Source organism: Archangium gephyra, from assembly GCF_049060025.1.
Lineage (GTDB): Bacteria > Myxococcota > Myxococcia > Myxococcales > Myxococcaceae > Archangium > Archangium gephyra_A.
The window spans coordinates 6,284,834-6,311,044 of sequence record NZ_JBMEQQ010000002.1 but is presented as its reverse complement, the minus strand read 5'-3'; the positions used below and the strand labels follow the sequence as shown (position 1 = coordinate 6,311,044).

Genomic DNA, 26,211 nt, shown 5'->3' with positions numbered 1-26,211 from the left:
TCACGCCGTTGCCGGCGTGGGAACTAGTTGCGGAAGCGCAGCAGCAGCTCCGCCTGCATCGGGCGGTTGCGGAAGCGCGACAGACCGTAGGTGGTGGTGCCGGTGTTCCACCGGTCGTACAGCGCCGTGGTGTCGGTGTTGTTCAGCGCGTTGACCACGAGCAGCGTCAGCTCCAGCTTGTTCGCCATGTTGAACAGCCGGCCGATGTCGTAGCGGGCCTGGGCGTCGATGATGAACTGGTCCGGGTTGCGCAGCTCGGAGATGGCCGACGGATCGTTGAAGTTCGGCGTCCCCGAGCGCAGGGTGTGGCCGGTGCCGCGCGGCGAGCGGTAGAACGTGCCGTTGCCATTGCTGAGGTTCTGGTTCATCCACAGCGGCGTGCCCGTCAGGTAGCGGAAGCGCAGACCGAAATCGAGGCCGAAGGTGGTGGCGTAGCCGAGCGCGCCCTTGACGGTGTGGCGGATGTCGTCCGGCGTCGGGCCCCCGAACAGGTACTTCATGCGCGGGTTCTGGCCGTAGCCGTCGAAGTACTCGCCCACCGTGCCGTTGTTGTAGCCCAGGGTGTAGCTGGCCAGCACATCCCAGCCGCCGTACTTGCCCTGCAGCCACAGGTCCACGCCCTTGTAGTCACGCCAGGCGTCGTCCGGGTTGTGGATCTTGATGATGGCGTGGGTATCGCCATCCAGGCCGCGCACGATGTTCGTACCGGTCAGGTCCCACACCCGGTTGACCTCCTCGTCGATCCACAGGTTGTTGTAGCGGCGGTACGTACCGTCCACGCCCACCACCATGCCCTCGGCGACCTCGCGGTGCAGCCCCAGGCTGATCTCATCCACGCTCGGCGGGGTGTGGCCCTTGTCGAAGTAGCGGCCACGGGCGCCACCCGAGATGTTGCAGACGCTCGTGCTGGGGCCCTCCGGGGGGCACTCGTGGAAGGCTCCCTCCGTCCGGTTGAAGTCGGAGCGCACCTGGAGCATCTCCGGGTTGGCGTGCTGGGCGATGAAGACGTCGCCCATCTCGTTGGAGCGGCCGTAGTGCGCCTTGAGCAGCGTCTTGCGGTCGTTGGTGATGTCGTAGGTCGCCGACAGGCGCGGTCCGATGCCCACCAGGTTGGTGATGAAGGTGTCACCGGCGTACATCCGGCCCACGTCCGCGCGCAGACCCGCGACCACCGTGAGCTGACGGTTGACGGTCCAGCGGTCCTGGAAGAAGGCGCCGAGCTGCGCCACCGAGGCGCTCGTGGTGAGCGGGCCCGGCTGGCCATCCAGGTTGTAGAAGGTGGTGCGGCGGTTGCAGAAGGCGAAGGTGGAGGGATCCTCCGGGTTGCACACGCCCCCGCGGTCGTCGTAGCGCACGTTGCCCGAGGTGCCCACCTGCTGCTCGCCCATCAGGTAGCCGAGCTGCACGCCACCCTTCATCTGGTGCGAGCCCACCTTGAAGAGCACGGTGGGGTCGAACTGCAGGCGCCACTTGTTCTCGGTGGAGTAGTTGCCCGCCAGGCCCGTGAGGGAGCCGGAGCTGCCCGTGGTGAAGAAGTTGTTGTCACGGTCCGCGTGCGACGCCGCGTCCAGGTCGTCGTTCTGCGGGCCCATGTACGCCTTCTTGTACGTGGCGCCCGTCTGGAGCTGGAAGAGGACGTTCTCGGTGAAGTTGTGATCGTAGTTGGCGATGAAGAAGGCGCCACCGCGGTCGATGCGGGACTCGGCGTCCAGCGCGACGGTCGAGCTGCTGCGGTTGTTGGAGATGACGTTCTGGTCCACGTTGACGGCGAAGGACACGCGGTCCTTGTCCGTGGGCTGCCAGGTGAGCTTGAGCCGGCCCAGGCGCGTCTGGGTGTTCTTGGGGCGGTTCTCCTGCACGCCGTTGATGGTCAGCGGCGTCTCCTGGTTGGAGATGTTCCACTGGCCGCTGGCGTAGAACCACAGCCGGTCCTTGATGATGGGGCCGCCCACGGCCACCAGCGGGGCGTAGAAGGACGTCTCCGCCTGCGGCGCGTCATTCTGCAGGTAGTTGCCGGTGATGATGCTCTGGTCCGAGCCGTACGTCGCCTTGGCGTTGCTGAAGGCCGGCGAGAGGATGAGCGAGACGTCGTAGGTGAACTTGTTGGAGCCGCTCTTGGTGACGACGTTCTCCACCATGCCCAGCGCGTTGTACTGCGCGTCCAGGCCGCCGGTGATGATCTCGAAGTTCTCCACCGCGTAGAAGTTCATGGGGGCGGTGATGGAGCCGTCCGACACGTCGGTGGTGTCCATACCGTCCACGTAGAACTTGCCGTAGCGCGACAGGCCGCCGCGGCTGCTCGGGGCGTTGCCGGGGCCCACGCCGGCCACGAGCTGCGGCATCGTCTGCACCTGGTTGAACACGGGCGTGGCGGCCGCCTTCTCCGCCGTCATCACCGCGCCGGTCTGCGCCGAGTCCGGGTTGATGATGGGGTTGACCTTCTCGACGATCTCATAGGTGGCCACCGCGTTCGTCTCGGTGAGCACCTCGAGCTTCACGTCCACGGGCGTGTTCTGGCCCAGGCGGACGATGATGCCCTTCTTCTTGATGGGGGCGAAGCCCTCCACCTGGACCTCGAGGACATAGCCCTCGCCCGGGGGGACCTGGCCGAACTCGAAGCGGCCGTCCTCGCCGCTGGTGCGGGCGATGGGCTGCTGCAGCGCGGGGCCGCTGATGGTGAGGGGGACCTCGGCCAGCGGGGTGCCGGTGGGGTCGTACACGTAGCCGGAAACGCGGCCGTAGTTCTCGCCGGCGGCGAGCGCGGTCATGGGCACGGCGAGCGCCAGCAGCGCCAGCAGCAGCGCCCGGCCGCGCAAGAGGATGGAAGTGGTCATGGATGATTCTCGGAAAGGAAGGGGGGGCTTACTGAGCGCTGCTCACCACGAAGAGCACGCTGTGGTCTTTGAGGGCCGTGGACGACATGTCGACGGTGTCCGCGGCGCAGTCCGGGGACTGGTAGCAGAGGCCGGTGTAGGTGACGCCCGCGGTCGGCGTGAACTCACGCAGGCGGACCACGGGAGACCAGTTCTCGTCGCCGGGCTTCGCCTGGAACAGCAGTTTGGCGGTGGCGTCCGTCGGCTTCGCGCTGGTGCTGGAGGGCTTGAGCCACACGCCGTCCATCATCTTCACGGCGTGCACCGTCTTCGCGGCGTCACCCGTGCCCACCGTCACCTCCTCCGTCGGCACCGCGCCGCCGTCCAGGAAGACGAACTGCAGGCCGCGGAACCAGCCGGGCTGGGGCGCGAAGGCGGAGGTGCTGTTCAGGGGATTGAAGGTGGCCGTCAGGTCGATCACGGCGCGCAGGGCGAAGAGGTCACCCTCGGCGGCGCGTCCACCGAACGTGCCTTCCGTCAGGGACGAGGCGTCCTTGACGGTGTTGCAGGTGTACTGGGGCATGCCCTGCCAGCTCTTCACCTTCACCAGCGGCAGCACCGGCGCGCTGCTGGTGGTGAGGGGGAGCGCGTCGAACAGGGTGTACTGCGCGTCCTCGCGGTACGCGTCCGTCCGCTCGTTGTACTCCTTGCCCGTCTTGCAGGGCTCGGAGAACTCGTACGTGGTGGTCTTCGCCAGGGTGACGGGCATCACCAGCTTCGTGCCGTCCTTGGTGAGGGACCTGTCGTTGGCGGCCAGCACGCCCAGGTTGTAGAAGGGAAAGTTCGTCCCCTCGGCGGTACCCGACATCGGCTGGTAGCACCGGGTGGCGGTGTTGCCGGTGCCGCAGGTGCCGGGCTGGAACTTGGACTCGAGCCCGGTGCCGTCGATGACTCCCATGTAGGGGTCACTCGGCTCGGTCGAGCCACCACAAGACATGGCACTCAACGCCATCGTCAGCGTCAGTGCCCACTTCTGCTTCGTCTGCACGAGAGCCTCGCGGGGAGATGGGGGGTGGCTCACGGCTCGGACGTCAGGTAGCCAACGCAGGCCGCTGCCGGGGCGGCCATGTATCAACACTTCGGACTCTTTTCCAAGTAGCCGGCCCGTTTTCACCTTGAGTTCACACCCTGACCCGGGGGGTAGGGGAGACAGCGGGCCGCTCTGGTGCTATGAGAGGACGCCCCTCTCCGCTCAAAGCCCATGTTCGCGCAGCAGACCGCTTCCAACGATTCCCACCTGTTCGGTCCTACCCTGTTTTCCGTGGTAGTCCACGTTGGGGTCATTGGGGCCCTGTTCCTCCTGGCGACTCCGAAGGAGAAGCCCGTGGAGGAGAAGGAGGTGGCGGTCTCGTTGATGAGGAGCCTTCCGCCTCCGCCGCCGCCCCCTCCGCCCGGGGGCGTGCGCTCCGTGGTGCAGCAGCGCAAGCCCACTCCGCGCAAGGAGATGGTGATTCGCCAGCCGGAGAAGATCGAGCCGATCAAGGTGGAGGAGAAGCCGAAGGAGCCCGAACCGGAGCCGGAGCCGGTGGCCGAGTCGGAGCCCGTGGCGGATGCGGCCCCGGCGGGTGTCGCGGGCGGCGTGGTGGGCGGAGTCGAGGGCGGCGTGGTGGGCGGAGTCGTGGGGGGCGTGGTGGGCGGAGTGCTGGGCGGGCAGCTCGGAGGGACGGGCGAGCCGCCGAAGCCGAAGAACGTGCCGCCCTTCGTCATCCAGCGCGACGTGGTGCGTCAGACGCCGCCGCGGCTGTCCGAGGTCTTCAAGCAGTCGCACCGCAACGCCGGGACGATCAACGGCATGTACCGCATCTGCGTGTCCACGGACGGCAACGTGTACGAGGTGACGGCGGTGAAGTCCGTGCCGGGCGCGGACTCGGACATCATCGCGGGCATCAAGGACGGCTGGCAGTACAAGCCGCAGAAGGTGCCGGTGTGCTTCCTCTACAACATCCCGATCACCATCTCGTGAGGGGGCGGGGCGTCAGCGCCCTTTTTCAGCGCCCTCTGATGTAGCGGCCGGACTGCTTGTCGAGCAGCTCCAGGCCCACCTTCGCCTCGCGGCACTCGGGCAGGAGCTGGAGGGCGCGTTCGAAGCTCTCGCGGGCCCGATCGAAGAAGCGCGTGCTGAGGTACTGGTGGCCGCGGCACACTAGCTCCATGGCCTGGTGGCGGGGCGTGGGCGACAGCCTGGCGGCCTTGGAGAACAGGTCGAGCGCCTTGGCGTAATCGACGGCCTCCAGGGCGAGCATGCCCAGCTTGTAGAGCTGGAGCGCCACCGCGGCCGGCTGCACGGCGCCGGAGGGAGTCCGGGGCACGGCGGAAGCGGCCGGGGGGGGCGAGGCCACGGGTACGCCGTGAGCCGGAGTGAAGGCGGGACGCGGGGCGACGGGCACGCCGTGGGCCGGAGTGAAGGCGGGGCCCGGGCGGGGCGCCGCCGGAGCGGAAGGGGCGGGGGCCTCGGGAGGCGGCGTCACCGGGGCGGTGGGGGTGCGCGGCTTCGCGCGGGCCATCCGCTCGCTCCACTCGCGCCGCCTGTCCGGCTGGGAGAGCACCTCGAAGGCCTTCTTGGCGCTCAGGAAGAGCTCGAGGGCCAGGGCCTTCTCCTCCGGCGGCTTCGTGCGGAGCCGGTCCGGGTGGGACTGCGCGGCGATGCGCAGGAAGGCCTTGCGGATGGCGGCCAGGTCCTCCGTGCCCTGCAGCCCGAGCACGTCGAAAGGGTTCTTCTCGAAAGGGGGCTTGTCGTGAGGGGACGAGGGGTCCTGGGACATGGGAGCACCCTCCTCAGGGCGAGGTGGCGGTGGGCGGGCGCAGCGTCACCTCGGCGGTGCGGCCGGTGGCGGGCTCGCGCGCGGTGACCTGGAGGATGCCATCCGCGTCGATGGTGAAGTCCACGGCCACGCGCACGGTGCCGGCGGCGGCGGCGGGCAGGCCGGCCAGTTGCAGCTCTCCGAGGTAGCGGTTGCCGTCCACGGTGGGGGCCTCGCCCTGGTAGACCTCGAGGTCCACGTGCGTCTGCTGATCGAAGGTGGTGGCGAACACCTTCGTCTCGCGGGTGGGGATGGTGGTGTTGCGGGGGATGAGGACGCTGAAGCGGCCGCCCTCGGTGCGGATGCCCAGGCTGCGCGAGAGCACGTCCAGCAGGAGCACCTTGGGCAGCTCGGGCGAGGTGCCGGCGACGATGTCCGCCTCGAGCGCGGCGCCGATGGCCACGGCCTCGTCGGGGTTGACGGTGCGCTCGCCGGGCCGGCCCAGGAGTTTCTCGGCGCGGGCGCGCACCGCGGGCATGCGCGTCATGCCGCCCACGAGGACGACGCGGTGGATGTCCTCCACCTGGAGGCCCGCGTCCTGGAGGGCCTGCTGGCACGGGGTGCGCAGCCGCTCCAGCTCGCGGGCGGCCAGGTTCTCCAGGAGGGTGCGCGAGAAGGAGGGGAGGGCCAGGTGCAGCGGCCCATCGGCCGCGGCACCGAGGAAGGGCAGCTCGATGCCCGTCTGCTCCAGCTCGGAGAGGGCGCGCTTGGTGGACTCGGCGGCGTCCTTGAGGCGCCAGAGGGCCTCGGGGCTGGTGGCCAGGTCCACCCCGGTCTGCTTGAGGAAGATGCGGCGCAGCGCGTCCACGACGACCTCGTCGATGTTGTCGCCGCCCAGGAAGTTGTCGCCACTGGTGGCGAGCACCTGCACCACCTCGTCCTCGACGTGGAGCAGGGAGATGTCGAAGGTGCCGCCGCCCAGGTCGAAGACGGCGATGTTCTCCGGGCGAGACTCGTCGAAGCGGCAGGCGAGCATGGCCGCGGTGGGCTCGTTGAGGAGCCGGTGCACGGTGAGGCCGGCGCGCTGGCCGGCGGCCTTCGTCTCCTGGCGCTGCACCTCGTCGAAGTAGGCGGGCACGGTGATGACGGCGCCCTCCACGCTCTGGCCGAGCTGGGCCTCGGCGCTCTCCTTGAGGTAGCGCAGCACGTGGCTGGAGACCTCGGCCGGCGTCATCACCTGGCCGTGCACGCGCACGGCGGCGTTGCCGGAGGGGTCCGCCACCACCTCATAGGGCAGCAGCTTGCGGAGCTGCTGCACGGCCGGGTCCGAGAAGCGCCGGCCGATGAGCCGCTTGACGCTGAAGACGGTGTCGCGCGGGTGGAGCACGGCCTGGCGGCGGGCCGCGCTGCCCACCGTCACCTTGCCCGAGGCATCGAAGCCGACGACGGAGGGGGTGGTGCGCTCGCCCTCGCGATTGGGCAGCACGCGGGCCTGGCCCGTGGCGGGGTCTGCCACGGCCATGCAGCTATTCGTCGTGCCCAGGTCGATTCCGAGAACGATTGCCATACAACCCGTCCGCCCCGCGCGCCTCAAGCCGCCAGGAGCCCTACCTCCGTGAAGAGCAGCGCCACGCGGCGCAAGGCTACTTCATCCTCCGGACGCTTGAGTTCCGCAAGCGCGGCGGACAGGGTATTTCCCGGCTTGTTGAGCAGTGAGGAGGCGCGCAGCTCGCTGGCCGAGAGTGCCAGGTCGCTGGCCGCCACGGGCGCGTCCGGGTTGCGGTGCAGCGGCTTGTGGCGCAGGGCCTCCTGCTCGCGGACCAGCCGCTCGAGCGGGTAGTGCGCGCGCAGGCCCTCGTTGAGCAGGGCCAGGCCGCCCAGCCGCTCCTCGGTGCCGTCGGTGATGGGGGCCTCGCCGTCGAAGAAGGCGTAGCGGCCTCCCGCCCAGCCGAGCAGGCTGAGCGCCACGGTGCGCCGGTGCTCGCGCGTCCACTCGGCCAGCTCGGACGGGGAGAGGACGCGGGAGGCGAGCAGCGCGTCCATCAGCCGTCCGGAGAAGGGGCGCGTGTTCTCCACCGCCCGCTGCCACTGCTCCGCCGACAGCTTGCCCGTCTGGAGCAGGAAGGGGCCGAAGCGGTCCGCGGCGAGGCTCGAGCGCACGGAGATGATCTGCCCCGCCTTGAGGAAGAGCTCCTTGTGGGCGCGGTTCTGCTCGAAGTGGAGCCGGCCGGTGGCCCTGGCGAGCATCAGCCGCGCGAGGACGCGCAGCGGAGACACCCGGCCCAGGGTGCCGGCGTAGCGGGGCGGGCGGGCCTTGGCGAGCCGGGCCTCGAGGCGCTCCTGGGCCGAGGCCGCCACGGCGCTCACTCCGGGGAAGGCCGAGGGCGGCAGGAAGGGCCCGCCGGACTGGGACACCTGGGCCTGGGGCGAGAGCTTCCCGGAGGCGAAGAGCAGCCGCACGTCGTCCTCGCCCAGCTTCGCGAGGGAGAGGCCGCCGCCCGGCTCGCGCACCGCGTAGGAGGCCGTGGGCTGCGCGGAGGGCACCTCCTGCGCGAGCAGCGCCGGGGGGATGGGGGGCTGCACGGGCGGGGTGCGCACCTCCGGCTCGTAGTAGCTGGCCATCAGCGAGGCCAGGTCCCGCTGGGACACGCGCAGGCCGGCGGACATCAGGAACTCGTCCAGCGCGTCGAGCACGTCACCGGCCTTCTGGTAGCGCTCGTCCGGGTTGGCGAGGATGCACCGGTTGACCACCGCGCACAGCGGCTCCGGCAGGAAGGGGGCCGCGTCCTGGAGGCGCAGCGGCCGGGCCTTCAGCGTCACCGTCTGCTTGAGCACGTCCATCACCGGGCCGGGCTTGAAGGCATGGCGCCGCGACAGCATCTCGTAGAGGGTGATGCCCAGGGCGAAGATGTCGCCGCGCCCGTCCGGCTTCTTCCGGGCGAGCTGCTCGGGTGGGATGTAGCCCGGCTTGCCGCGCACGTTGGTGGCGATATCGCCGCTGTTGGAGCTGCCCACCAGCGCCACGCCGAAGTCCAGCAGCTTCACCTCTCCCTCGAAGGAGAGGAGGATGTTGGTGGGGTTGACGTCGCGGTGCACCAGGTGGAGCGGCTCGCCCGCCGCCGAGCGCGCGCGGTGCGCGTAGTCCAGCCCCTTGAGCACCTCCATGGCGATGTAGCAGGCCAGGTGCACGGGGAGGCCCTGTCCCCGGGCCGCCACGCGCTTCATCAAGTCGTACAGGTCGCGGCCATGGATGAACTCCATGGCGATGAAGTACTCGCCGCGCTGCTCTCCGAAGTCGAAGATTTGCGCGATGTTCATGTGCTGGAGGAGCGCCGACAGCCGCGCCTCCTCGATGAACATCTGCACCGCGGCCTCCTGCTGGGTGGCCTCCGGGAGCACGCGCTTGACGACCACCTGCTTGGCGAAGCCGCCGGCGCCGAGCGCCACGCCGCGGAAGATGTCCGCCATGCCGCCGCGGCCCAGGTGGTTGAGCAGCACATACCGGCCGAAGCGGGCCGGCAGCGTCTGGTACTCGGACGGCGCGCTCATTTCTTACCGGATCCCCCGAGGGGGTCCTGCTCGACGAGCATCTCGTTGAACATGTCCTCGCTGATGACGAGCGTGCCGGCGCGCGCGGGGACCGGCCGGGGCGGACCGGGGATGGGCGCGGGCGTCAGGGCGGGGCCCGAGGGCATGATGCGCGCGCTCGCCTTGGGCATGAGGGCCGCCGCCTTGGACGCCAGGGCCGACACCGCCGGCACCGGTGGCACCACCGGCACGGGTGGCGGCAGCGAGGGCCGGGGTGCCTCCAGCTCGTCGAGCGGCTCGAGCATGATCTCCATGCTCGGCACCCTGCGCTCGGGCGCGAGGGGCTTGCTGGCCACGGGCGGCGGAGAGGCGGGAGTGTTCTCGCCCAGGCTCTCCAGCATGCTGTTGGCGAGCTGCATGGTGCTGTTGCCGAACATGGTGTCGGACTTGGGCCGGGGCGGAACCGCCGGGGCCATGGGCGGCAGAGGCGGCACCCTGGCGGCGAGGTTGACCACGCTGGCGGGCGCCGGGGCGGGCCTGGGCGCGGACGGGGCGGAGGAGGCCGTGTCCCCCGTGAGCAGGACGATCATCCTGCGCAGATCCTCGATGGTCTGCTCCTTGGCCGTGAGCGTCTGCTCCCGGGTGGTGAGGTTCTTCTCGAGCTCGGCCACGCGGTGGGCGAGCCGGTCGCGCTCGGCGCGCAGCCTGGGCAGCACCTCGTTGTCGGCGCGCAGCCGCTGCAGCTCCTCCTGCTGAGCGGTGGAGGGACCCGGGGGGCCGCCCGCGCCGCGCACCTGCTCCCGCAGGGTGTTGAGCTCCTGCAGCCACATCCGCTTCTCCTCGCGGGTGATGGCCTCCTGCTCTCGCTGCTGCTCGTCCCGCCGCGCCAGTCCACCCTGGAGCTGCTCGCTCAGGCCTCCGAGCGACGACATGAAATCCTTGAGGCCCCGGCTGGCGCGCTCCAGCCGCCGGACCGCCTGGTTCTGCTCGTCGATGCGCTCGAGCAGCTTGGGCGGCACCGTCTGCGGCGCCTCGCGCGTGCCCGCCCTGCGCAGCTCGTCCCGCTGCGTCTCCAGCCGGGCGAGCTCCTGGGTGGCCTGGCGCAGCAGGGGGAGCACCAGCTCGGCGATGCCCTCGGCCTGGCGCCCCAGCTCGACACAGCCTTGCCTCACCCCCTGGAGGTCCGCCGAGGAGTCCGTTGATGGCTCCATGCTGGTTGCGTTCCTCATCGCGCTTCCTCCACTCCCTCCTCGAGGCGTGCCGTCGTCGAACCGCGCGCGCTGGTGATGATACCCCACCGCCCCGTGCCGGGCTTCATGGGGTTGTGGGCTCGGCCGTCAGAGCACCAGCCTGCTGGATTGCTCTCATTTCCCCTGCAAATGGGAGGCGGACGCTCGCTGGGGCAGCGGGGGAAAGGGCTCGAAGGACTCCAACGCGAGCTTTCCGAGGTCCACGTTCGCCTCGGGCAACCGCTCGATGTCCTCGGCGAACCAGGGCATGTCGAGGTGGGTGGGGGTGGGGGCCGCCGGAGCCTGGGCCTGCGCCGGGGCCGCCGGCTGGAGCGCCTCCGTCTCGATGTCGGATTGCGAGAGCTCCACCGTGAAGGTGACCATGGGCTGCGCCTCGGCGCGCCGCGGGCCGGAGACCTCCACCATGGGACGGCGCCGGGGACGTGGGCCTCCCTGACCGGCCTGGGGCGCGGGAGCGGTGGGCGGTCCCGAGGGCTCTGCCGGACGCACGCTCACCTGCAGGGCGGCACCGCATCCCGTACAGCGGATGACCTGGGTGCCAGGGCCCGCCAGGGGCACCATCGTCCCACAACGTGGGCACAGGGGGCGCGCGGCCGGTGTGGAAGAGGGAGCCTCTGTGGTCATGGGCTCGTCGAGCTCCGAGCAACACGACAGGGGCATCCACGCGTGCTGGACTCGGCGTTACACCATCGACGCATCATTCCGCAAGAGGACGTCCCGGTCAACGAGCGCCCGGGGGGGCGTGGCGGGACCTGACGGGGGTGTAGGCGGGGGAGCATTGCACCCGCGGTGAAGCCGATAACGTTTGGACCCGGGCCGGAGGAGGTGGAGAATTCCGGTGTTCGCCTGCTTCACCCGTCCGGAGTCCGAGGTTTTCACATGTCTTTCGCGCCGTTGCTGGCTCAGATCCCGATGTTCGAGCACCTCGCGCAGGAGGATCTGGACAACCTGTCGCGGCTGCTGCAGCAGCGGCGCTACAGCAAGGGCGAGGTCATCTTCCACCAGGGGGACGTGGGCACGGCGCTCTTCATCGTCCGCCGGGGCGAGGTGGCCATCCGCCTGAGCTCCTCGGAAGGCAAGGAGGTCATCCTGGCGCTGCTGGGCCGGGGCGACGCCTTCGGCGAGCTCGCGCTGCTGGACGGGGAGCCGCGCTCGACGGACGCGGTGGCGCGCGACGAGACGCACCTGCTGAGCCTGCACCAGGAGGACTTCCGGCGCTTCCTGAGCGAGCGCCCGCAGGTGGCCATGGGGCTGCTGGCGGTCCTCAGCCGGATGGTGCGGCGTGTCACGCAACTGGTGCACGACTCGGCCTTCCTGGATGCGCGGGCGCGGCTGGCGCGGGTGCTGTTGGACCTGGCCCGGACGCAGGGCCAGCCCGCCGCCGAGGGCGGCATCGTCATCCCCAAGCTGACGCAGGCGGAGCTGGCCAACCTGTGTGGGGTGACGCGCGAGAGCGCCAACAAGTGGTTGCGCTTCTACACCCGCGAGGGGCTGCTCACGTCCGAGCACGGGCAGATCACCATCGTGGACCCCGAGCGGCTGCGCCGCGACGTGGACTGAGGCAAGGAGGAGCCCGCGCCCCCCGCGCGGTCTCGGACTCCCGGGAAAACCATGGGCGGAGGCCGCGCCCCCCGGCGCGGCCCCCTGGCCCTGGGACCCTGGAGGATGCCCTCGCGCGCCTTCCCAAGGCGGAGCGGGGCGGAGTCCCCCCGGCGAGGTATCGGCGGCCATCCCCCCTCAGGACATGGCGGCCTTCGGCGGCCTCGCACAGACATCACTCCGCTCGCACCTCGGGCGCGGCGTTCGGGTCCAACGGGGCATCGAGTCCCTGTTCCCGAAAGCAGTCATACCGCCGTGGGGCCTCCAGGGCTGTGAAGCGACTCACTGCGGGGGTGTGAAGCCGTTCACAGACACCCGGCCGGCTTCGTGCTGGGGGACCTGGAGGAGGGCTGCTCGCGGAGCTTCCGGGCGCCCGGACGTGGGGCGGCAGGGATACTCCAGGGGCCGGGGGCCTTCCACCTCCCACGGGCCCGGGCCGTGGACGGGCCTTGGGGAGATTCCAGTGTTAGACATTTGCTCCTGAGTTCCGGGATGAAGCCAATCGAGATGACATTGCGCAGCCGGGTGCTGCTCTTCGCGGCGGTCGCGGTGGGGTGCGTGGCGCTGGTGGGCGCCGCCCTCTTCGTGGTGGCGCACCGGGGCGAGGAGGGGCTGGGGCAGATGCTCGCCATCCAGGGGCAGATGGAGACCTACGGCCGGATGACGGACGACTCCTTCGGGTACCTGCACACGCTGCTCCACGAGAGTGAGACGGGCGGGGACACCCAGGCCGTGCTGGAGGAGCAGGAGCGGCGCTTCGAGGTGGCCTTCACCCGGCTGCGGGAGCTGGTGCGGCAGGAGCACCTGGGGGAGCCCGCGGTGCAGGAGCTCGAATACATCGAGCAACTGCGGCGGACGCTCCAGCGCTGGCTGAGGAACACCGAGGAGCGGGTGCGGCTGACGCCGGCGGGGGCGGAGGCCGTGTTGCCGCATGACGCGCTCTACGCCTTCCGCGAGAACGTGGCGCCGCACTTGAGACGGGCGTGGGACTCGGCGCGGGCGGACCTGGAGTTCCACAAGCAGAAGGGCCGGCGGGAGCTCGGGCTCGGCCGGTGGGTGGGCGTGGCCGTGCCGCTGCTGGCCCTGGTGCTCGTGCTGTCCATGGCGTCCGTCATCTACCTGAACATGCGCCGCGCCCTGGGGACGCTGCTGGAGCGCGCCGAGCGCATGGGCGCGGGGGACCTGGACAGCGAGCTGCCGGTGAAGGGCGAGCGCGACGAGTACGACCTGATGGCCCGGGCCATCAACCGCATGGCCTCCCAGCTCCGGGCCGCGGCGCACGAGCGCGAGCGCTACAACGCCCTGCTGGAGCAGACCGTGCAGCAGCGCACCGCCGAGCTGGAGCAGGCCAACGCCCGGCTCACCGACAGCCTCCAGCAGCTCCAGGCGGCGCAGTCCCAGCTCCTCTTCGCCGACCGGCTCGCCACCGTGGGCCAGCTCGCGGCGGGCGTGGGCCATGAGCTGAACAACCCGCTCGCCTTCGTGCTCAGCAACCTCAACTACGCCCAGCAGGTGGTGACGGAGATGGAGGCGGCGCCCACCCCGGTGGAGCGCCGGGAGTTGCTGGAGTCGCTCGCCGATGCGCGCGAGGGCGCCGAGCGCGTTCGCCTCATCGTGAGAGATCTCCGGATGCTCTCCCACCCGGATGACCGGGAGATGGGCCCGGTGGACCTGGTGAAGGTGGTGCGCAGCGCGGCGAAGATGGCGGCGCACGAGATTCGCGGCCGGGCGAACCTGGTGCAGGCGGTGGAGAACGTGCCTCCGGTGCACGGCAACAGCGCCCGCCTGTGCCAGGTATTCCTCAACCTGCTCATCAACGCGGCGCACGCGATCGTCCCGGGCGCGGTGGAGCGCAATGAAATCAAGCTGTCCGCCCGGGTGGATGGCACCCAGCGTGTCACCGTGGAGGTGCGCGACACGGGCAGCGGGATTTCCCGGGACAAGCTGGAGCGCGTCTTCGAGCCGTTCTTCACCACCAAGCCCTCGAGCGAGGGCAGCGGCCTGGGGCTCTCGGTGTGCAAGAGCATCATCTCCGCGCACGGCGGGGACATCTCCGTCGAGAGCGAGCCGGGCCAGGGCACCACCTTCCGCGTGAGCCTGCCGGTGTATGGCGGCGAGGCTCGCGTGTAGAGGGAGCGGTGACGCCTGCTACCGGGCCCTGCCGCGTTGCCTCAGACGCCGGGCATCCCACACCGCCACCCCCAGCATGACGAGGGCGATGAGGTCCGTCGGGCAGCGCTGTCAGGCTCACCACCCCAGGTGCCGCGGGAGCGGCATTCCACGTTCCGCTGTTTCTCTCTAAAGTCCGCTGACGGTACGCATGAAAATGGCCATCCCCCAATTCGGCAAGCGGGTCCCCGGCAAGGTCTATGTCGACCGGCCCGGCGCCTATGCCGTGATCGTCAACGAGCGGGGGGACGTGGCGCTGATTCGTGTTCCCCAGGGCTATTTCCTCCCCGGTGGCGGAATCGATCCCCACGAGGATGCCCTCGCCGCGCTGGCCCGCGAGGTGCGTGAGGAGACGGGACACGAAGTGCAGGTGGTTCGAGAGCTCGGATGGGCCTCGCAGTTGCTCGTGGTCCGTCACGACGAGCTCCACCTGAACAAGGTGGGCCGCTTCTTCGTCGCCCGCCTGGGGCCGAAGACGCAGGCACCGCAGGAGTCGGATCACTCGCTCGAGTGGCTCCCGATGGCCGAAGCCAAGAAGCGGCTCCGCCACGAGTTCCAGGTGTGGGCGCTCGCGCAGTTCGAGTCGTCCGCTGGCACGTGAAAGGCAAAGGCGGATTCGATGACCATCCGGACCCTCTCCTCCCGCGACGTGTACCGCAACCCGTGGATGACCGTCCGCGAGGACTCCATCCAGCGGCAGGACGGTTCGACCGGCATCTACGGCGTCGTCCTCAAGCCGGACTTCTCCATCGTCATCCCCTATGAGGAGGGGGCGTTCCACCTCGTGGAGCAGTACCGCTACCCGGTGCAGGGGCGCTACCTGGAGTTCCCCATGGGCACCTGGGAGACCCAGGTGGACGCCTCGCCCGAGACCGTGGCCGCGGGCGAGCTGAAGGAAGAGACCGGGCTCGTGGCGGGGAAGATGACGTACCTGGGCCAGCTCTTCATCGCCTACGGCTACTCGAACCAGGGCATGCACGTCTTCCTGGCGGAGGAGCTCACCCCGGGGGCCCAGGAACTGTCCCCCGAGGAGTCCGACCTCGTCTGCAAGAAGGTGCCAGTCGCGGAGTTCGAGGCCCTCATCCTGAGCGGCCACATCAAGGACTCCGCGACGCTCTCGGCCTATTGCCTGCTGCGCATGCAGCGGCGCATCCCCGGCCTCTGACAGAGGATGAACCCATGGTGGGGACTGAATCCGTAGAGGTCGAACGACGTGGGCGGCTCGAGATGGAAGGGGGACCCCTCATTGTCGCGGATCGACACCTGCTTGGCTCTTGGAGAGGCGTCGAGGGTGACGGTGCTGACTACCGGCGCGCGTGTGACTTCTTTGACCAGTTTCCGGAGGTAGAAGGGGGGACCATTCCCATGCGCAGTGGTGCTGCGCTCCTCTGGGAGATGCGTGGTGGGGGGACTGCTGACGTCTTTGTTCTGCCGGGGCCTGAAGTCCTGGTTGTGAGGACGTGGCAGCACGACCCACTGGATGAGGAGACGCCTGGCGAGTTGGCGACAACATCGGCTGACGAGACGATGCTTATCGGCGAACTCACCGTCACCGCGGGTTCTCTCGGGGTGCTTTGGGCGGCCGAAGAGGGCGCTCTTGTTGGGAAGGTAGGTGTGGAGGTGAAACTGCCAAACGGCACATACGTGTGCCGACACGAGCTCACCCACGGACGAGGGGGCCATGCTCGGCGGCTGAGGATCAGTCCGAGCTAGTATGCCGGGCGGAGGCAGTCGATGAGCCGATGCGCCGCGTTGGTCATGCTGCTCTGTAGCTGCGCCACCCCCGATGGAGGCCAGGAGATGAAAGGGCGCCCCATGCGCAAAGGCGATCCAGAGCCGGTCCACGAATTCGAACCGGGGCCGGCGGTCACCGACACGAAAGCCCTGGCGGCATGGCTCGAAGCGAATCGCGGGAAGCGTCTTCGCCTGCCCGTGGTGATCGAGCTCGGGGGACCCGGCCATGGCTTCAAGCGCTCCCGCGTGGGCGACGTCGAACTCCACGTGACGGAGCTGGCGCTCGGGGTGCCGCTGCGCGAGCGGATGGCGCAGAAGTGCGGGCGCGATGCGACCCGCTGCGCGCTCTGGCTCGAGGGCCGTTACGGGGAGCAGCCGCCGTTCCCGAACGACCGCCCTCAATACGAGGTCGTCAAGGTGGGCGGCGTCGTGGACGAGACGGTGGAGCTGAAGGGTGAACGGGCGAAGTAGCCCGCCGGGTCACCCTGCTGCTCCGGCGTCCGGAGCGGGCGCGGTTACATCACCGCGATGGGGACACGGCGGCGCCCGAAGTCTCCCGGCTTCGCGTCGAAGTGGCCCGGAATCTTCGTTCCGCAGTCCGGGCACTTGCCCTCCTCCGTCAGCCGGTAGGTGAGGATGGAGTGCCAGTCCCGCACGATGAGGTCCTTGCCACAGTCCGGGCACAGCGTCGTCTCGCCCGCCGGGTCGTGCGTGTTCCCCGTGTACACGTAGCGCAGCCCCGCCTTGCGTGCGATGTCCCTCGCCCGCCTCAGCGTCTCCGGTGGCGTCGGCGGGAGGTCCCGCAGCTTGTAGTCCGGGTGGAACGCCGTGAAGAACAACGGCACGTCCGGGCCCAGGTGCTTCAGCAGCCACTCGCTCATCGCCCCCACCTCCGCGTCCGAGTCGTTCTTCCCCGGTATCAGCAATGCGAGGCGGGCCGGGTGGCAGCTCGATGCTGAGCGCCGAGGAGGCCCAGCCCTACCAGCGGCAGTTCGGCCTCACGGGCGATCAGCTCTACGGGCTGCTCGACACCATCATCCAGGCCAACCCGGAGGATCCGGCCTCCGCGGTCGCCGCGGGATGATGCCCACCACTCGCGAGGGGTGGATCCAGAAGTACCAGGAGATGCTCGAGTGGCTCCAGGGGAGTGGTGGCGACGCCGAGCAGATCGCGACGATCAACGCGGTCATCGCCTACCTGCAATCCCTGCCCTAAGCCAGTGGAAGTCAGTTCTTTCAGGGGGCGGGAACGCACGGAGCGCCTTCGGGCCGCGCGGCGTGCCGACTGGTCCAACAATCGGACCAGTTGCTCCCCATCGCGCCCGGACCCCCCTGACAGGACATACCCCTCCTGGCTTAGCCCGAGTACGTGGGGAGAGGCGAGGCGCTGGAGTGTTGGGTGCTCCAGGCCTCGCGGTGGCGGCTCAGAAGCCTTGCCAGATGAAGTCCAGCGTCGGCAGGAAGTCGTTGCTCCGGACGCGGACGCGCTCGCTGAAGCCATCGGCGCCCTCGACCACGCGCGTGGCTCCCTGGTCCGCGTTGGCCCACAGGACACCCGCGGTGATGCGGCTGTGCCGGAAGAGGGCGAGGTCCACGCCCACGTGGGCCGTGAGCACCAGCGGTGAGATGGAGGCGATGGGCCCCATGTCCTGTCCCGAGACGATGAGACGGCCCTGCGAGCCGGTCACATAGAGGTTGAGCTTCTCCACGCAGGCGCAGCCGCTCGTTGAAGGCATGGTCGTACGCGCCCCCCACCCGCGAGCGGAAGCCCGTGAGCGGTGCCGCGAGCACCAGGTCCAACGGGGTGAGGAAGGAGTTGAGGGGCGTGGCGCTGTTGGGGCCCAGGGCCACGCGGAAGGCCGCGTCCGCCCGGAGCGTCCACACGTCGTGCGTGAGCACGTTCCCCGAGAGCAGCAGCCCCGCCCGCGGAATCAGCATCCACCCGATGTCATTCTGGCTCGTCTCCCAGCCGGGGAAGAGGTAGCCCTTCACCAGCCGCATGGCGAGCGTGGGCATGGACAGCCCGGCCTCGGCCGTCAGCCGCAGGGGCGAGCGCACCAGCGCGAAGCGGGCATCCACGTTGGGCGCCACGAAGAAGAGGAGCGGATGCGTCTGCAGCTCGAGGCCCTCGTGGACCGCGATGCGCAGCGGGTTGAACACGCCCACGCTCCACGAGCCCCGGGGACCCACGTCCGCGGTGTCCCGCGCCGGCAGGGGTTGCGCGAAGGCCAGGGTGCTTCCCAACAGGACGAACAGCAGGATGGCTCTCATGGCAGCCTCCAGGTACCGGCGACGGGGGCATGGTCGGACAGACGGCTCGCATCGCTCTGGACCCCGAGACGGCCAGGGCCCTGGATGACGTCCGTGTCCGTCCACACCTCGCCCTTGCGGATGAAGAGATAGTCCAGCGTGCGGTTCCACGTGCCGGGCACCCCCTGGTCATTCCGGCTGTCCGGGCCCAGCACCGAGTGCGTGAAGAAGGGCCGCTGGTTCTCCTCGCCCACGCCGTAGCGGGCCAGGGAGATGGACGGCTCGAAGTCGTCATAGAAGCGCTTCATGACGCTGGGCGTGTAGGGCGGCTGCTCGAACTCGGTGCCCTCGCTGCTCTCGCGCTCGTCCATGAAACCCGAGAGCCGCAGCTTGCCCACGCAGGACTCGGGGGTCCCCGCCGCCGCGCGCTCGTCGCAGACGGGCGGCAGCTCGTTGAAGTCTCCGCCAATCACCCAGGGCAGCGTCTCCGCCCGGAGCACGTCGTGGATTTGTTGGATCTGCCGCTGCTTGGTGCCGTCCTGGTCATACGCCTCGGTGTGCACCACGTACGCCGCGATGGTCCGGCCGTTGCCCACGTCCACTTCGGCCCGGCCGATGGCGCGCTTGATGTAGAACGTCGACGTCAGCGGATCCTGGTCCGTCCGGTCCTCCTGCCGGATGCGCTCCGCCTTGAGTATGGGGTAGCGCGAGAAGATGGCGTTGCCCAGGTCGATGCGGCCCACGCCCTCGGACGGCACGTAGCGCGAGTTCCAGGTGGACATGTAGGCCGCGTAGCGGAGGTTCGTGTTCTCCAGCAGGAAGCGCACCTGGTCGATATAGGCGCTGCGCTTGGAGTCGACCTCGATCTCCTCTGCCATGAGGATGTCCGGGTCGTACTCGCGGATGAGCGCCGCCACCCGGGTGAGGCAGTCCGTCACCTCGGTCTCGGACATCTGGACGCGGTCTCCCCAGAAGTCGAACCAGAAGTCGATCCGGCAGGCACCGTACTTCACGTTCCAGGCCATCACCTTGAGCGAGGTGGGGTTGGCCACCGGCGCCGGATGTTCCGTCCGGGCCTTGTACCGGGGAACTTCATCGCGGGTGAAGGAGAGCGGGTCGGCCACCCATTCGCAGCCGGCCAGCAACAACGGGAGGAGCAGCAACGGAAGCGTTCGTCTCATACGGGGCGCGAGGGTACCCCGACACCCCGGCCCATGGGGCGCGTCCCTCCCGGTGCACGCAGCTCTTTTTTCCCATGGCGGAATCGAACCTGCCGCCTGGCACTCCCAGAGTGGGCCTGGTGGAGTCTCGTAGGAGCCTGGCGGTAGCGTGTGCCCTGGCGAGGTGTAGCTGGGGAGGGGTTGGTGGGGGAGCACGGGTGGGAGTACCGGCGGAGGAGGCCGGAGGGGAGTTTGCCGCCGCCGGGGGGGGCCGGGGTTGAATGGCGTGCGTGGCCCCTGCACGCCCCAGCCAGAAGGAGGATGAGGAGGACCTGGCGGCGTTCGAGCTTCCGTTCCTCCAGCGCCTCGTCGTGCAGAGTTGGGCGATGGTGCTCGGGCTCATCACCCGGCTGACGGACGCGGTGTTGCTGGTGGGGAGTCCCGCGCTGGTGCGGCCCTATGTGGGCCTGTGGCTCGCCGAGCGGCTGCGCTCGCCCTACCGGGCCCGGCGTTCCTTCGAGGTGGTGCTCGCGCTCCGGGCCACGGGCCAGCGCATGCGCGAGCTCATCTACGGCGAGACGCCCCTCATGTCGGCGCTCTGGGTGTTCCGGCGTGCCGGCGTGGGTCCTGGCAGCCGGCTGGTGGACCTGGGGGCGGGGCGGGGGCGGGTGCTGCTCGCGGCGCGGTGGCTCGGGGCCGAGGCGAGGGGCGTGGAGCTGCTCGCCGAGCATGTGACGCGCATGGCGCACTGGCTGGCCCCCGCCGGCATCACGCTCGTGCAGGGGGACGCGGCCCAGGCGGACCTGTCGGACGCCACCCACGTCTTTACCAACTGGCTGGCATTCACCCCGGAGACGAAGGCCCGGCTCGTGGCGCGCTTGCGCACCTGTGCGCCCGCCACGCGCGTGCTCACGGTGCTACACCCCATCGAGGCGGAGGACTTCGTACGCCTGTCGAGCCACCGCGTCCTCTTCACCTGGGGCCTCGAGCGCGTGTGGCTCCACGAGTACCGGCCCTCGACGTGGAAGCCCACCCCTCCGACGTCCTGAGTACTCCAGCCGCCGGGAATGAGCCATGTCCGCCTGCGGCGATTCCGTCAGGGCCCGCAGGTGTTACGGAGGACGGTGACGGTGTTGCTGCCGTAGTTGGCGACAACCAGGTCCGGCCTGCCATCGGCGTCGACGTCGGCGGCGCTGAGCCCCACTGGCGACGTGCCGACCGCGGCCGTCCGCGGGGCCATGAAGCCGCCGGCGCCGTCGCCCGCGAGCACCAGCACGGAGGCGGTCCGGTAGCTGGTCATCGCGACGTCGAGGTGACCGTCGCCGTTGAAGTCCGCGCTGGCCAGCGCGGTCGGGCTGTCGCCTTCGCGGAGCGGGACCACCGGCTCGGCGAAGCTGCCGCCACCGCTGCTCCACAGCGCCTCCAGGCGGTTCCAGCCGCGCGGGTTGTCGAGGAAGTTGGCGCTGAGAATGTCGAGCCAGCCGTCCGAGTCGAAGTCGGCGGTGACGAAGTCCTGGACCCACGGGCTCGCGTCCACCAGCGTCGTCGCCCAGAACTCGCCGCGCGAGTAGAAGATCAGCGCCACCCGGCCGAGGATGGAGAAGGCCGCGAGGTCGGGCCTGGTGTCGCGGTCGAAGTCGCCGATCGCGAGACGGTCGGTCCCGGAGCTGGTGCCGGCGTAGACGTTGCGGTACGCGGCGAACGTGCCGTCGCCCCGCCCTGCCAGGAAGCTGATCGCACTGGAGCCGGAGCAGCACCCGGCGCCCGTGTTGGCCACCGCGAGGTCCAGCTTCCCGTCTTGATTGAGGTCGGCGGAGACGATCGAGGCCGGCCTGGGGCCGGTGGCGTAGCTGGTAGCGGCGCCGAAGGCGCCGGCACCGTTGCCGAGCAGCACGCTGATGGTGTCGCCGCCGAAGTTCACCACCGCGAGGTCCTGCAGCTCCGTCAGCGTCGAAGTCTCGAGCCACCAGCGAATGCGGCCTCGTGCCCACGATGTAATTGCTGGCGGGGGCCAGCGCGCCGCCTCCGGTGCCCAGGAACACGCTGACGGTGTTGGTCCAACTGTTCACCGCGGCGACGTCGAGAATGCCGTCCGCGTCGAAGTGCGCGGTGATCACGTCCTTGGGCTCGACCTCGGTGGCCGCGGTCGCTGCGGTCGAGAACTGGATGTCGCAGGGGGTGGTGGCGCGGGCTGGCGTGGACGCGGGCCCTTCGCCGGCGGCGTTCGTGGCGCGCACCGTAAAGGTGTACTCCGTGCTGAAGCCCAGCGGCTCGATGGTGGCGGACGTCGCGGTCGCAGGCAGCGTCACGTGGCCTCCGCCCGGCTCGTACGAGACAACGTAGCCGGTGAGCGGCGTCCCTCCGTTGAAGGGGGGCGCGCTCCAGGTCAACCGGGCGCTGCCCGGGAACACGGTGGCCGCCAGGCCGCCAGGCGGCGAGGGCGCTGCGAACGTGGTCAGCTCCGGGGTGGCGACCGCCGCCGACTCGGCGAGACCGTTGAGCGCGACGAGCTCCACCACGTACGGTGTCCCGTCCCGCAGGCCGGTGATTTGCGCGGTCGTGCCCGAGATGGCGATCATGGCCGCCGGCTCCGACGGCACCGAGACGCGGTAGGTGACGGGTGGGCCGCCGGAGTCGGCGGGCGCCGTCCACGAGAGGCTGATGGAGCGCACGCCGGCGGTGGCAGCGACCTCGGTGACCGGCCCCGGCGGACCGTACGGGCGCAGCGGCCGGGTCGGCGCGGAGGCCTCGCTCGTGCCGTGTGCGTTGCTCGCGGTGATCACGAACGTGTACTCGGTGGCGCGCGACAGCCCGTCGAAGGTGAGCGACGTTTGCTCGGTGGTGCGGGACAGCGCGCCCGGCGTGGCCACCACGGTGTAGTGGGTCACCGGCGACGTCCCCTCGTCCCGCGGAGCCTGCCAGGTCATCCGCATCCCGCCGAGCGTCGGCGTCGCCTCCACCTGCTGGGGCGCCGACGGTTTGCGCGGGTCGTCCGCCAGCACGCAGCGGCGCTCCACGCACTCGAAGTGCTGGCCGGTGGGAGGCGGCTCGCGGCACTCGCTGGCGTCATCGCAGCCGGGCTCCGGGTCCACGACTGTTGGGCAACCGATCAGGAATAGCGCGGCAAGGACCACGCTGAGGCAATACGCGGACGTGCTCATTCGAAGCTCAGGCGGAGACTGCGGCAAGCGGACGGTAGCACGCCGACGGGTCGCAGAACCAATCAGGGCAGGTTGAGGAGGCCTGGCAAGTAGACTTCATGTTCCAGCCTGTGCAGACGCGCCGGGGTGCCGAGCAGTACGAGCGCGAACCAGGTGGGGCACCTGGGCGGAGTCACATCACCGCGATGGGGACGCGGCGGCGCCCGAAGTCTCCCGGCTTCGCGTCGAAGTGGCCCGGAATCTTCGTTCCGCAGTCCGGGCACTTGCCCTCCTCCGTCAGCCGGTAGGTGAGGATGGAGTGCCAGTCCCGCACGATGAGGTCCTTGCCACAGTCCGGGCACAGCGTCGTCTCGCCCGCCGGGTCGTGCGTGTTCCCCGTGTACACGTAGCGCAGCCCCGCCTTGCGTGCGATGTCCCTCGCCCGCCTCAGCGTCTCCGGTGGCGTCGGCGGGAGGTCCCGCAGCTTGTAGTCCGGGTGGAACGCCGTGAAGAACAACGGCACGTCCGGGCCCAGGTGCTTCAGCAGCCACTCGCTCATCGCCCCCACCTCCGCGTCCGAGTCGTTCTTCCCCGGTATCAGCAGCGTGGTGATCTCCAGCCACGTCTTCGTCTCGTGCCGCAGGTACTCGAGCGTCTCCAACACCGGCTTCAGGTGCGCCGCCGTGAGCTGGAAGTAGAAGTCCTCCGTGAACGCCTTCAGGTCCACGTTCGCCGCGTCCATCTTCGCGTAGAACTCGCGGCGCGGCTCGGCGTGCATGTACCCCGCCGTCACCGCCACCGTCTGGATGCCTCGCGCATGGCACGCGTCCGCTACGTCCATCGCGTACTCGGCGAAGATGACCGGGTCGTTGTACGTGAAGGCCACGCTCCGGCAGCCGTACGCCTCCACCGCCCGCGCAATGGCCTCGGGGCTCGCCTCGTCCGTGAGCCGGTCCATCTCGCGCGACTTGGAGATGTCCCAGTTCTGGCAGAAGCGGCACGCCAGGTTGCACCCCGCCGTCCCGAACGACAGCACGCTGCTGCCCGGGTGGAAGTGCGCCAGCGGCTTCTTCTCGATGGGGTCCACGCAGAACCCCGACGAGCGCCCATACGTCGCCAGCACCATCCGGTCACCCGTGCGCTGGCGCACGAAACACATGCCCCGCTGGCCTTCGTGCAGCTTGCAGTCGCGCGGGCACAGGTCGCACTGGAGGCGCCCGTCCTCCAGGCCGGGCCGCCGTCGGGCGGCCTGCTTTCCACCCAGGCCGCCCTGGCTCCCGGTGCTCCGGATGCCCTACGGCTGCACCGGCGTCTGCTCCCAGATGCGGTTGCGCAGCGCCGCCTCGATGAAGGCCAGGTGCCGCTGCTCGTCCGAGAAGTTGCGCTCGATGATGGCGCGCGTCTCGGGGCTCCACTCCTCGTCCAGCGCCATGCGGTAGGTGCGGTTGGTGAGCAGCTCGTTGCCCCGCATCGCCTGGAGCGCCGCCTCGTTGCCCATCATCGACGTCACCGCCGTGAAGCCCTTGAGGATGAAGCCCATGGTGTCCGGCTTCGTCCGGGGCGTGCCGCCCAGGGTCACCACCACCCGCGACAGCTCCTGGATGTGGCGCTCATGGTCCGCCTGGAATCCCCGCAGGCTCATGCGCAGCGACTCCACGTCGATGCGGTTGATGGCCGCCTCGTACGCCCCCACCGCGTCGTGGTCGAGTGCGATGAGGTCATTGAGCCGTTCGATCATCCTGTTCAGGTCCATCGCCGCCATGCCGTCCTCCTCCTGAGTGACGCGGGAAGTCCCGCGCCGCGCAAAACTGGGGCGGTGCACGAGGCGTCTCAAGGGGCCCTGGAGGACAATTCCCTACTTCCTGGACGCGCGGTTGCCCGGCGAGCGGGCAGGCCCAGGCCCTCGGCGCACACTCCGCGTATGAGTTGCCACCCAGGTGGAAACTTCTGGAGGGATTTCGCGATAATCCCAAATCATGAGGATTCAACGCCCGGCGATCTCCCCCCCCCGGACCCAGGCTACCCCCACGGAGCCTGCTGTCACCCAGAAGAACACGGTCCGCTCGCCGGCCACCGCCTCGCCCGCGGCCCCGGCGCATTCCACCGATGCCTTCGAGACCACCACCCGCGCCACGGCCCGGGCGGTCACCCCCGGCCGCAGCAACGCCGCGCGCAACCTCCCCGCCGAGATTCCCACCGGCACCCGGGACTACTACAAGAAGCGCTACGACGACTTCGTCCGCCGCAACCCCGGCATGAAGCCGCCCGACTACTACCTGGAGTACGGCCAGAAGTACTGCGACCGCTTCTCCAAGCTCGGGCCCAAGGACCTCACCCCCCAGGGCCTCGAGTGGCGCGACCGCTGCCTCAAGTCCCTCCAGGAAGCCATCGAGACCAAGCGCATGGAGGACCCGGTCGGCTTCGCCCAGCTCGAGCGCGACCCCGAGGCCTTCAAGAAATTCGCCTACGACTCGCACCCGGACGCCTACGTGCAGTCCGGCCTCTACGACCTGCCCGCCCAGGATCTGTTGAAGATCGGCACCACGCCGGACCTCAAGGACCTGTTCACCAAGGACGGCGTCCGGCAGATCTTCGTCGCGCTGGGCAAGATGCGGCCCGGAGACGTGGCGGACGTGGCCAAGGAGTCCGCCAAGGAGGCGTGGAAGGACGTCAAGAGCACGTTCACCGACCTCATCAAGCTGCCCAAACTTCCCTGGTAGCCGGAGGGCTGGCATCTTCGCTCCCGGATTCGAGCTTCCGAGGTTGACGCGTGCCGGAGAAAGACTGGGAGAGGCTGGGAGAGCTGTCCGAGGGACTGAAGGTCGGAGCGGTGGCCGCGAGCCGTGAGGGCTTCGCCCTCATCGGCGCCGTGGCGGAGCCGCCCGGCATCAGCCTGCTGGAGCGGATGAAGGCCCGCCGCGGCCAGATTCATCGCGCCACCGCCGGGGCCGTGACGAAGACCTGGGAGGGCCCGGGCTGGATTCAGGCCCTGGACTGCCACGGGGCGCTGTGCGTCGCCATCGGCGGCTCGCTCAAGCCCTCGGGCTCGGGCTCGGACTACCACCTGCTGGTGTCCACGGACGGTGGCCAGCAGTGGCAGGGCCGCGGGCTGGTGGGCGCGCCGAGCCTCGGCCAGGTACTGGCCCTCGGCGAGCGGGACATCTGGGTGCTGGGCGCCTTCTTCCTGGGACGCACCACGGACGGCGGCGCCTCGTGGATGGAGCTGGAACTGGAGGGCGAGCGCAACCCGCACACCGAGCGGCTGCGGCGCGTGGAGGGCGGAGTGGCCCTGCTGGGCAAGACGCTCTCCGTCAGCACGGATGGCGGTGCCACATGGAGCCAGCTCAACGTGGGCGCGGCCCGCGTGGTGGACGTGGACGGGGCCTTCGTGGCCGCGGTGGTGGACGGACAGGCCCGCGTGGGCGAGCGCCAGGGCTCCGAGGTTCGCTGGCTGGAGCCGCTGCCCCAGGGCCGTGAGCCGCTGCGCCTCGTGGCCACCGAGGGCGTGCTGCGCCTGCTCACCCGTGGCGCGGACCCCTCGAAGGGCGCGGACCCGGCGCTCCATGTGAGCGAGGACGGGGGGCGCACGTGGGCGAGCTACTCGCTGCCGCTCGGGCCCCAGGTGGACATCGCCGGCCGCGAGTGGGGCGTCGGCGTGGACATCCGTGGCGGCATCTACGGCCGCGTGGGGTGAGAGGGTCCCCGGACGGGGAGACCCTCCGTCCCGCCCCTCTCCCCGTGAGGAGAGGGGGCTGGAGGTGGGGGGGA

At 69.9% G+C, this 26,211-nt stretch carries 25 protein-coding genes and 1 pseudogene; 12 read left to right on the top strand and 14 right to left on the bottom strand.

From position 1 onward, the window contains the following. Positions 1-23: 23 nt before the first annotated feature. Together ACN28I_RS27340 and ACN28I_RS27335 are read right to left on the bottom strand one after the other, a co-directional pair. Positions 24-2,834 (bottom strand): TonB-dependent receptor, encoded by a 2,811-nt coding sequence (locus ACN28I_RS27340; protein ID WP_420944874.1) that lies wholly within the window; start codon positions 2,832-2,834, stop codon positions 24-26. A 28-nt stretch (positions 2,835-2,862) separates the two neighbouring features. Further along, positions 2,863-3,861 carry a hypothetical protein gene (locus tag ACN28I_RS27335; RefSeq protein ID WP_420944873.1) on the bottom strand — a complete coding sequence of 333 codons (999 nt, stop codon included), beginning with the start codon at positions 3,859-3,861 and terminating at the stop codon, positions 2,863-2,865. 336 nt (positions 3,862-4,197) lie between these two features. On the opposite strand from ACN28I_RS27335, the gene ACN28I_RS27330 reads away from it, so the two are divergent. Further along, positions 4,198-4,836, top strand: coding sequence for a PaxA (locus ACN28I_RS27330; RefSeq protein WP_420944872.1), 639 nt, complete (start codon positions 4,198-4,200; stop codon positions 4,834-4,836). Between the two features lie 25 nt (positions 4,837-4,861). Here ACN28I_RS27330 and ACN28I_RS27325 read toward each other — a convergent pair whose 3' ends face one another. The 5 genes from ACN28I_RS27325 to ACN28I_RS27305 all read right to left on the bottom strand — a co-directional run bounded on the left by ACN28I_RS27325 (position 4,862) and on the right by ACN28I_RS27305 (position 10,953). Beyond that, positions 4,862-5,635 carry a DnaJ domain-containing protein gene (locus ACN28I_RS27325; protein ID WP_420944871.1) on the bottom strand — a complete coding sequence of 258 codons (774 nt, stop codon included), beginning with the start codon at positions 5,633-5,635 and terminating at the stop codon, positions 4,862-4,864. 13 nt (positions 5,636-5,648) lie between these two features. Next, entirely contained in the window at positions 5,649-7,181 is a 1,533-nt protein-coding gene (locus tag ACN28I_RS27320) for an Hsp70 family protein (protein ID WP_420944870.1), read from the bottom strand. Positions 7,182-7,204: 23 nt separating this feature from the next. Continuing rightward, the gene (locus tag ACN28I_RS27315; RefSeq protein ID WP_420944869.1) at positions 7,205-9,163 is read right to left on the bottom strand and encodes a serine/threonine protein kinase; all 1,959 of its coding nucleotides are present in this window, start codon (positions 9,161-9,163) and stop codon (positions 7,205-7,207) included. Then, positions 9,160-10,353 (bottom strand): hypothetical protein, encoded by a 1,194-nt coding sequence (locus ACN28I_RS27310; protein ID WP_420944868.1) that lies wholly within the window; start codon positions 10,351-10,353, stop codon positions 9,160-9,162. Before ACN28I_RS27310 ends, ACN28I_RS27315 begins: the two co-directional genes overlap by 4 nt. A 153-nt stretch (positions 10,354-10,506) precedes the next feature. Further along, on the bottom strand, positions 10,507-10,953 hold the full coding sequence (locus ACN28I_RS27305; RefSeq protein ID WP_420944867.1) for a hypothetical protein: 447 nt from the start codon (positions 10,951-10,953) through the stop codon (positions 10,507-10,509). A 318-nt stretch (positions 10,954-11,271) separates the two neighbouring features. Between ACN28I_RS27305 and ACN28I_RS27300 the strand changes: the two genes are divergently transcribed. The 6 genes from ACN28I_RS27300 to ACN28I_RS27275 all read left to right on the top strand — a co-directional run bounded on the left by ACN28I_RS27300 (position 11,272) and on the right by ACN28I_RS27275 (position 16,365). After that, the gene (locus ACN28I_RS27300) at positions 11,272-11,952 is read left to right on the top strand and encodes a Crp/Fnr family transcriptional regulator (RefSeq protein WP_420944866.1); all 681 of its coding nucleotides are present in this window, start codon (positions 11,272-11,274) and stop codon (positions 11,950-11,952) included. Between the two features lie 546 nt (positions 11,953-12,498). Further along, the gene (locus ACN28I_RS27295; RefSeq protein ID WP_420944865.1) at positions 12,499-14,121 is read left to right on the top strand and encodes an ATP-binding protein; all 1,623 of its coding nucleotides are present in this window, start codon (positions 12,499-12,501) and stop codon (positions 14,119-14,121) included. Between the two features lie 190 nt (positions 14,122-14,311). Further along, the gene (locus ACN28I_RS27290; RefSeq protein ID WP_420944864.1) at positions 14,312-14,761 is read left to right on the top strand and encodes an NUDIX domain-containing protein; all 450 of its coding nucleotides are present in this window, start codon (positions 14,312-14,314) and stop codon (positions 14,759-14,761) included. 18 nt (positions 14,762-14,779) lie between these two features. Beyond that, positions 14,780-15,325, top strand: a complete 546-nt coding sequence (locus ACN28I_RS27285) for an NUDIX domain-containing protein (protein ID WP_420944863.1) — start codon at positions 14,780-14,782, stop codon at positions 15,323-15,325. A 14-nt stretch (positions 15,326-15,339) separates the two neighbouring features. Beyond that, a complete protein-coding gene (locus ACN28I_RS27280) occupies positions 15,340-15,873 on the top strand; it encodes a hypothetical protein (RefSeq protein WP_420944862.1) in 534 nt (177 codons plus the stop codon). A gap of 102 nt (positions 15,874-15,975) precedes the next feature. Continuing rightward, a complete protein-coding gene (locus ACN28I_RS27275) occupies positions 15,976-16,365 on the top strand; it encodes a hypothetical protein (RefSeq protein ID WP_420944861.1) in 390 nt (129 codons plus the stop codon). A gap of 44 nt (positions 16,366-16,409) precedes the next feature. Here ACN28I_RS27275 and ACN28I_RS27270 read toward each other — a convergent pair whose 3' ends face one another. Continuing rightward, complete coding sequence (locus ACN28I_RS27270) at positions 16,410-16,775, bottom strand: hypothetical protein (protein ID WP_420944860.1); 366 nt, start codon at positions 16,773-16,775, stop codon at positions 16,410-16,412. Positions 16,776-16,846: 71 nt separating this feature from the next. Between ACN28I_RS27270 and ACN28I_RS27265 the strand changes: the two genes are divergently transcribed. Further along, positions 16,847-16,978 carry a hypothetical protein gene (locus ACN28I_RS27265; RefSeq protein WP_420944859.1) on the top strand — a complete coding sequence of 44 codons (132 nt, stop codon included), beginning with the start codon at positions 16,847-16,849 and terminating at the stop codon, positions 16,976-16,978. After that, positions 16,975-17,109 (top strand): hypothetical protein, encoded by a 135-nt coding sequence (locus ACN28I_RS27260; RefSeq protein ID WP_420944858.1) that lies wholly within the window; start codon positions 16,975-16,977, stop codon positions 17,107-17,109. The genes ACN28I_RS27265 and ACN28I_RS27260 overlap by 4 nt, the downstream gene beginning before the upstream one ends. 140 nt (positions 17,110-17,249) lie before the next feature. Here the strand turns inward: ACN28I_RS27260 and ACN28I_RS27255 are convergent, their stop codons facing one another. Together ACN28I_RS27255 and ACN28I_RS27250 are read right to left on the bottom strand one after the other, a co-directional pair. Next, complete coding sequence (locus ACN28I_RS27255; protein WP_420944857.1) at positions 17,250-18,164, bottom strand: hypothetical protein; 915 nt, start codon at positions 18,162-18,164, stop codon at positions 17,250-17,252. Next, complete coding sequence (locus ACN28I_RS27250; protein ID WP_420944856.1) at positions 18,161-19,324, bottom strand: endonuclease/exonuclease/phosphatase family protein; 1,164 nt, start codon at positions 19,322-19,324, stop codon at positions 18,161-18,163. Before ACN28I_RS27250 ends, ACN28I_RS27255 begins: the two co-directional genes overlap by 4 nt. 269 nt (positions 19,325-19,593) lie before the next feature. Here ACN28I_RS27250 and ACN28I_RS27245 point away from each other — a divergent pair, with 269 nt between their 5' ends. Continuing rightward, positions 19,594-20,352, top strand: coding sequence for a class I SAM-dependent methyltransferase (locus tag ACN28I_RS27245; RefSeq protein ID WP_420944855.1), 759 nt, complete (start codon positions 19,594-19,596; stop codon positions 20,350-20,352). Positions 20,353-20,399: 47 nt separating this feature from the next. On the opposite strand, the gene ACN28I_RS27240 is transcribed toward ACN28I_RS27245, so the two are convergent. From ACN28I_RS27240 to ACN28I_RS27225, 4 genes and pseudogenes are all read right to left on the bottom strand, one after another. Continuing rightward, positions 20,400-21,227 (bottom strand): FG-GAP repeat domain-containing protein, encoded by an 828-nt coding sequence (locus ACN28I_RS27240; protein ID WP_420944854.1) that lies wholly within the window; start codon positions 21,225-21,227, stop codon positions 20,400-20,402. Positions 21,228-21,300: 73 nt separating this feature from the next. Beyond that, positions 21,301-22,230: pseudogene (locus tag ACN28I_RS27235) on the bottom strand (fibronectin type III domain-containing protein); the annotation flags it as partial. 406 nt (positions 22,231-22,636) lie between these two features. After that, entirely contained in the window at positions 22,637-23,671 is a 1,035-nt protein-coding gene (gene amrS / locus ACN28I_RS27230) for an AmmeMemoRadiSam system radical SAM enzyme (protein ID WP_420948723.1), read from the bottom strand. A gap of 66 nt (positions 23,672-23,737) precedes the next feature. After that, positions 23,738-24,205: a ferritin-like domain-containing protein gene (locus ACN28I_RS27225; RefSeq protein ID WP_420944853.1), complete on the bottom strand. Its 468-nt coding sequence runs from the start codon at positions 24,203-24,205 to the stop codon at positions 23,738-23,740. Between the two features lie 214 nt (positions 24,206-24,419). Here ACN28I_RS27225 and ACN28I_RS27220 point away from each other — a divergent pair, with 214 nt between their 5' ends. Together ACN28I_RS27220 and ACN28I_RS27215 are read left to right on the top strand one after the other, a co-directional pair. Further along, positions 24,420-25,163 (top strand): hypothetical protein, encoded by a 744-nt coding sequence (locus ACN28I_RS27220; protein ID WP_420944852.1) that lies wholly within the window; start codon positions 24,420-24,422, stop codon positions 25,161-25,163. 50 nt (positions 25,164-25,213) lie between these two features. After that, entirely contained in the window at positions 25,214-26,137 is a 924-nt protein-coding gene (locus tag ACN28I_RS27215) for a WD40/YVTN/BNR-like repeat-containing protein (protein ID WP_420944851.1), read from the top strand. Positions 26,138-26,211 lie beyond the last annotated feature (74 nt).